Origin of the sequence: Enterobacter cloacae complex sp. XAL002, from assembly GCF_049236805.1 — a bacterium.
Classification (GTDB): domain Bacteria; phylum Pseudomonadota; class Gammaproteobacteria; order Enterobacterales; family Enterobacteriaceae; genus Enterobacter; species Enterobacter intestinihominis.
Genome location: NZ_JBMKJN010000002.1, coordinates 319,522 through 325,866, shown reverse-complemented (window position 1 = coordinate 325,866; position 6,345 = coordinate 319,522). Strand labels below are relative to the sequence as shown.

The window sequence follows — 6,345 nt, the reverse complement described above, 5'->3', positions numbered from 1 at the left end:
GATCAAACTCTTCAATTTAAGTTTGATGCTCGTGAATTAAACTTCGTAATGAATTACGTGTTCACTCAGAGACTTGGTATTCATTTAGTGTCCGAAGACATTAAGAATCCATGTCACTTTGAGTGCCCACACAGATTGTCTGATAAATTGTTAAAGAGCAGTGCCGCTACGTTTTCGCTGCGGCGCGGGGTGTGCATATTACGCTTTCCCGCTTCAGAGTCAAGCGTTTATTTTGCTTTTCTCTGCTGACCCGGCGGCTTGCGTGCCGTTGTTCCGTGTCAGTGGAGGCGCATTATAGGGAGTTCTTCTGAGGCTGCAAGTGCAAAGTGAAAATTATTTACTGACTGCTCACTTTCCAGGCAAAACACATCTCAGACATTAATTCTTGCCTGGTTTTTAAACAAAAACGAGCCGCAAGCGGCCCGTTTTTGCGTTTTGTGACTTACTGCACTGCCACAATTCGGTCTTCGTTGGCTTCCAGACGGATAACTTTTCCCGGAACCAGCTCCCCGGAGAGGATTTGCTGCGCCAGCGGGTTTTCGATCTGCTGCTGGATAGCACGTTTTAACGGACGCGCGCCATAAACAGGATCGTAACCATTCTCGCTCAGCAGTTTCAGCGCATCATCCGAGATGTGGATTTCATACCCACGCTCTTCCAGACGCTTGTACAGACGCTGCAACTGGATCTGCGCAATCGACGCAATGTGTTTCTCACCCAGCGGATGGAACACGACTACTTCATCAATACGGTTGATGAACTCCGGACGGAAGTTTTGGCTGACCACACCCAGCACCAGATCTTTCATATGGCTGTAATCCAGCTCACCGAAGCGTTCCTGAATCAAATCGGAACCCAGGTTCGAGGTCATGATCACCACCGTGTTACGGAAATCGACCGTTCTTCCCTGCCCGTCCGTCAGGCGTCCATCATCCAGCACCTGCAACAGAATGTTAAACACGTCAGGATGAGCCTTTTCCACTTCATCCAGCAGGATGACGGAATAAGGACGACGACGAACCGCTTCCGTCAGGTAACCGCCCTCTTCATAACCGACATATCCCGGAGGCGCACCGACCAGACGCGAGACAGAGTGTTTCTCCATAAACTCGGACATATCGATACGCACCATCGCGTCATCGCTGTCGAACATAAAGTTAGCCAGCGCTTTACACAGCTCGGTTTTACCGACACCGGTTGGCCCCAGGAACAGGAACGAGCCGATGGGACGATTCGGATCGGACAGCCCCGCACGGCTACGACGAATGGCGTTAGATACCGCTTCGACCGCTTCGTTCTGGCCAATGACGCGCTGATGCAGATCCTGCTCCATACGCAGCAGTTTTTCGCGTTCACTTTCCATCATGCGAGCTACAGGAATCCCCGTCCAGCGCGCCAGCACTTCGGCAATCTCGGCGTCCGTCACTTTATTACGCAACAGACGCATGGTTTTGCCTTCCGACTGCGTGGCGATCTCAAGCTGTTTTTCCAGCTCAGGGATCTTGCCGTACTGTAGCTCGGACATCCGCGCCAGGTCCCCTACGCGACGCGCCTGCTCAATGGCAATTTTCGCCTGCTCCAGCTCCGCCTTGATTGTCTGGGTGCCAGAGAGGGAGGCTTTCTCTGCTTTCCACTCTTCTTCCAGCTCAGAATACTGACGCTCTTTCTCATCCAGCTCTTCGTTGAGCATATCGAGGCGTTTCTTACTCGCTTCATCAGACTCTTTGTTCAATGCCTGCTGTTCCAGCTTGAGCTGAATAATGCGGCGATCGAGTCGGTCCAGCTCTTCCGGTTTCGAGTCAATCTGCATACGGATGCTGGACGCCGCTTCATCGATAAGGTCGATGGCTTTATCCGGCAACTGACGGTCGGCAATGTAACGATGCGAAAGCGTCGCCGCCGCAACGATGGCCGGGTCAGTGATCTGCACATGATGGTGCAGCTCATAACGCTCTTTCAGACCACGCAAAATCGCGATGGTATCTTCAACGCTTGGTTCTGCGACGAACACCTTCTGGAAGCGTCGCTCCAGCGCGGCATCTTTTTCAATGTACTGACGATACTCGTCCAGCGTAGTGGCACCGACGCAGTGAAGTTCACCACGTGCCAGCGCAGGTTTCAGCATGTTCCCGGCATCCATTGCGCCGTCAGCTTTACCTGCCCCCACCATAGTGTGCAGTTCGTCGATAAACAGGATGACGTTGCCTTCCTGTTTCGCCAGATCGTTCAGCACGCCTTTCAGACGCTCTTCAAATTCACCGCGGTATTTCGCCCCGGCCACCAGTGCGCCCATATCCAGCGCCAGTACGCGACGGCCTTTCAGCCCTTCGGGCACTTCGCCATTAACGATACGCTGCGCCAGCCCTTCAACGATGGCGGTTTTACCGACGCCAGGCTCACCAATCAGCACCGGGTTGTTTTTGGTACGACGTTGCAGTACCTGAATAGTCCGGCGAATTTCTTCGTCGCGGCCGATTACCGGGTCAAGTTTGCCCTGCTCGGCACGTTCGGTCAGATCGACCGTAAATTTTTTCAAAGCCTGACGTTGGTCTTCGGCTCCCTGGTCGTTCACGCTTTCACCTCCGCGCATTTTCTCAATCGCCTGGGTCACATTAGCGGTGGTTGCACCGGCGGATTTCAGCAGGTCGGTTAAAGTACCGCGTGATTCAAGCGCCGCCAGAACAAACAGCTCTGACGAAATAAAGTTGTCCCCACGTTTTTGCGCCAGCTTGTCGCAAAGGTTCAGCACGCGCACCAGATCCTGCGACGGCTGCACGTCGCCCCCGGTACCTTCTACCTGCGGTAAACGGCTCAGCGCCTGATCGATGGCGGTGCGTAACTGGCCAGCATTAATGCCAGCGGACGTTAACAAAGGACGTACCGATCCCCCTTCCTGATTCAGCAAGGCGCTCATTAAATGAAGAGGTTCGATAAATTGGTTGTCGTGCCCCAGTGCGAGGGACTGGGCATCGGCGAGAGCAAGCTGGAATTTATTAGTAAGACGATCCAGACGCATAACTCCTCCCATAACAGGTCAAATTTGCTACTGGAGATTAAATGAGGTCATCCCTCAATTATTCAAGGTTAATAACCTGAATTATGTGAAAAGAAAACGGCGCGTACCGGATCGTCTTGATTCTTTAGGTTATATCAGCCAAATGAAACTTGCCATACGGCCTGTCGTCTTGTCACGGCGCCAGGAGAAAAAATCACCCTTTTCGGTGAATGTACAGCGATCTCCGCCAAAGATCTGGGTCACGCCGACATTATTAAGGCGCTGGCGGGCAAGCTGATAAATATCGGCCAGATATTTATCGCCGGACGCCACAAACGCATTAACCGCCTGAGGATCTTTTTCCATAAAAGCTTGCCGAACCTCAGGCCCCACTTCAAATGCCTGCGGGCCAATCGCCGGGCCAAGCCAGGCGATGAGATTTGCAGAATCGTCCTGGAAGCAGGCAACGGTCTCTTCCAGCACGCCTTCACACAGGCCACGCCAGCCCGCATGCGCTGCTGCAATCTCCGTACCGGCACGGTTACAAAACAACACCGGCAGGCAATCAGCGGTCATCACCGTGCAAACCGTTCCCGGCGTATTGCTGTACGAAGCATCGGCGCGTTTAGACGCATAGGGCTCACCCGTAAGCTTCAGCACCGCTTTACCGTGCACCTGCTCAAGCCAGACCGGTTTTGAAGGAAGGTTTCCCGCAGCAAACAGACGTTTACGGTTCTCTTCGACGTGCTCCAGGTTATCGCCACAGTGCGCACCGAGGTTCAAAGACGCCCACGCACCCTGGCTCACGCCACCGATACGGGTCGAGCTACAGGCGGCCACGCCTTCAGGCAGCGGCCACTCCGGGACAATCAGTTTGGTCATAACCAGTCCACGTGATCCTTATGTTCTTCGAAATCTGCGCGCATCGCGTCGATAAGTTCCACCATATCCTGTGGGATAGGCGCATGCCATTCCATCTGAATTCCGGTGATTGGGTGGTAAAGACGTAGCATCGTCGCATGCAGCGCCTGGCGATCGAATTTACGCAGCACGGAGATGAATTCATCCGATGCGCCCTTTGGTGGACGCGGACGACCGCCGTAAACAGGGTCACCCACCAGCGGATGGGTAATATGCGCCATGTGCACGCGGATCTGGTGAGTACGCCCGGTTTCCAGACGCAGACGCAGGCGCGTATGAATACGGAAATGTTCCATGATGCGGTAATGGGTTACCGCCGGTTTACCCATCGGGTGCACGGACATATGCGTACGCTTGGTTGGATGACGACTAATCGGCTCTTCCACCGTGCCGCCAGAGGTCATATGACCAATCGCCACCGCTTCATACTCACGGGTGATTTCGCGCAGCTGCAAAGATTCCACCAGTCGAGTCTGGGCGGGGATCGTCTTCGCCACCACCATCAGACCCGTGGTGTCTTTATCCAGACGGTGAACGATACCGGCACGCGGTACGTCAGCTATCGGCGGGTAATAATGAAGGAGTGCGTTAAGTACCGTACCGTCAGGATTACCCGCGCCTGGATGGACAACAAAGTCACGCGGTTTGTTGATGACCAGAATATCGTCATCTTCGTAGACGATATCCAGCGGGATATCCTGCGGCTCGAAGCGGACTTCCTCTTCGATTTCAGCATTGATGGCGACAGCTTCCCCACCAAACACTTTCTCTTTTGGTTTGTCCCAGATCTTGCCGTTTACCAGCACGCGCTGGTCAAGGATCCATTCTTTTATACGTGAACGCGAATAATCAGGGAACAATTCGGCCAAAGCCTGATCTAAGCGTTGACCGAGCTGATTTTCGGAGACTGTTGCGGTGAGTTCTACTCGTTGTGCCATAAACTGCTTCTTCGTTTAACGTTGGGTTTTACGGCTTTGCCGTTTAATATAGTGTGCTATTGTAGCTGGTCTTAATCGGGAGCAGGAACTGAGTTTCTCCCGGACAAACATTTGAGGAAAGTCAAAACGTCATGACGCGCATGAAATATCTGGTGGCAGCGGCCACGTTGAGCCTGGCTTTGGTGGGCTGCTCCGGTTCGAATGAACAGGTCCCTGACAATCCGCCGAATGAAATCTATGCGACTGCACAACAAAAGTTGCAGGACGGTAACTGGAAACAGGCGATAACGCAACTGGAAGCGTTGGATAATCGCTATCCGTTTGGTCCGTATTCACAGCAGGTACAGTTAGATCTGATCTACGCCTACTATAAAAATGCCGATCTGCCGCTGGCTCAGGCAACGATCGATCGTTTCATGCGTCTGAACCCTACCCATCCTAACATCGATTACGTGATGTACATGCGCGGCCTGACTAACATGGCGCTGGATGACAGTGCATTGCAGGGCTTCTTCGGGGTGGATCGTTCTGACCGTGACCCGCAACATGCGCGTGATGCTTTCAATGACTTCTCCAAACTGGTGCGTAGCTACCCGAACAGCCAGTACATTACCGATGCCACTAAGCGTCTGGTGTTCCTGAAAGATCGTCTGGCGAAATACGAGTACTCTGTCGCGGAATACTACACTCGCCGTGGCGCATGGGTTGCCGTGGTTAACCGTGTAGAAGGCATGCTGCGTGATTATCCGGATACGCAGGCCACGCGTGATGGCCTGAAGCTGATGGAGAATGCGTATCGCCAGATGCAGATGACGGCTCAGGCTGACAAAGTGGCGAAAATCATTGCCGCGAACAGCAGCAATACCTGATACCGCTACAACGCATAACGGCAGCCCGCAGGCTGCCGTTTTTTTATTCTTTCAGACTTACGCTGAAGCGGTTTAGCTTCAACACATCCAGTCAACTATGACCGCAATTGCTGGCTTCGACAAGGTAAATCTCACCTCTTCCTGCCCTGCCTCACAAAAAAGATTCCCTGACAAAAACCGACAAAATAACGTGATCTAAATCACACATTTTGACATTAGGTCGGGTATGCTGGAATCACCAAGACGGAAAGACAAGAGGTAAAATTTATGACAATGAACATTACCAGTAAACAAATGGAAATTACTCCGGCAATCCGCCAGCACGTCGCAGACCGTCTCGCCAAACTGGATAAATGGCAAACACATTTGATTAATCCACATATCATCCTGTCCAAGGAGCCGCAGGGTTTCGTCGCTGATGCAACTATCAATACTCCAAACGGCCATCTGGTCGCCAGCGCTAAACACGAGGATATGTACACTGCAATTAACGATTTGATCAACAAGCTGGAACGGCAGCTCAATAAAGTGCAACACAAAGGTGAAGCCCGTCGCGCCACAACATCGGTGAAAGACGCCAGCTTCGCGGAAGAAGTTGAAGAAGAGTAATCCTTTAAATTGA

Annotated in this window: 5 protein-coding genes; 2 read left to right on the top strand and 3 right to left on the bottom strand. The window is 52.6% G+C overall.

What is annotated here, in order from left to right; genetic code table 11:
- Positions 1 to 442 precede the first annotated feature (442 nt).
- The 3 genes from clpB to rluD all read right to left on the bottom strand — a co-directional run bounded on the left by clpB (position 443) and on the right by rluD (position 4,854).
- Positions 443 to 3,016 carry an ATP-dependent chaperone ClpB gene (gene clpB / locus ACOT0L_RS03150; protein ID WP_045308384.1) on the bottom strand — a complete coding sequence of 858 codons (2,574 nt, stop codon included), beginning with the start codon at positions 3,014 to 3,016 and terminating at the stop codon, positions 443 to 445.
- Positions 3,017 to 3,145: 129 nt separating this feature from the next.
- The gene (yfiH, locus tag ACOT0L_RS03145) at positions 3,146 to 3,877 is read right to left on the bottom strand and encodes a purine nucleoside phosphorylase YfiH (protein ID WP_126502745.1); all 732 of its coding nucleotides are present in this window, start codon (positions 3,875 to 3,877) and stop codon (positions 3,146 to 3,148) included.
- Complete coding sequence (rluD, locus tag ACOT0L_RS03140; RefSeq protein ID WP_022649057.1) at positions 3,874 to 4,854, bottom strand: 23S rRNA pseudouridine(1911/1915/1917) synthase RluD; 981 nt, start codon at positions 4,852 to 4,854, stop codon at positions 3,874 to 3,876. Before rluD ends, yfiH begins: the two co-directional genes overlap by 4 nt.
- A 131-nt stretch (positions 4,855 to 4,985) precedes the next feature.
- On the opposite strand from rluD, the gene bamD reads away from it, so the two are divergent.
- Together bamD and raiA are read left to right on the top strand one after the other, a co-directional pair.
- Positions 4,986 to 5,723, top strand: coding sequence for an outer membrane protein assembly factor BamD (bamD, locus tag ACOT0L_RS03135; protein ID WP_003863164.1), 738 nt, complete (start codon positions 4,986 to 4,988; stop codon positions 5,721 to 5,723).
- 267 nt (positions 5,724 to 5,990) lie between these two features.
- The gene (gene raiA / locus ACOT0L_RS03130; RefSeq protein ID WP_006811628.1) at positions 5,991 to 6,332 is read left to right on the top strand and encodes a ribosome-associated translation inhibitor RaiA; all 342 of its coding nucleotides are present in this window, start codon (positions 5,991 to 5,993) and stop codon (positions 6,330 to 6,332) included.
- Positions 6,333 to 6,345 lie beyond the last annotated feature (13 nt).

Excerpts from the sequence above, each read along its gene's own strand:
- clpB (WP_045308384.1), bottom strand. The coding sequence starts at position 3,016 with ATGCGTCTGGATCGTCTTACTAATAAATTCCAGCTTGCTCTCGCCGAT.
- yfiH (WP_126502745.1), bottom strand. The coding sequence starts at position 3,877 with ATGACCAAACTGATTGTCCCGGAGTGGCCGCTGCCTGAAGGCGTGGCC.
- rluD (WP_022649057.1), bottom strand. The coding sequence starts at position 4,854 with ATGGCACAACGAGTAGAACTCACCGCAACAGTCTCCGAAAATCAGCTC.
- bamD (WP_003863164.1), top strand. The coding sequence starts at position 4,986 with ATGACGCGCATGAAATATCTGGTGGCAGCGGCCACGTTGAGCCTGGCT.
- raiA (WP_006811628.1), top strand. The coding sequence starts at position 5,991 with ATGACAATGAACATTACCAGTAAACAAATGGAAATTACTCCGGCAATC.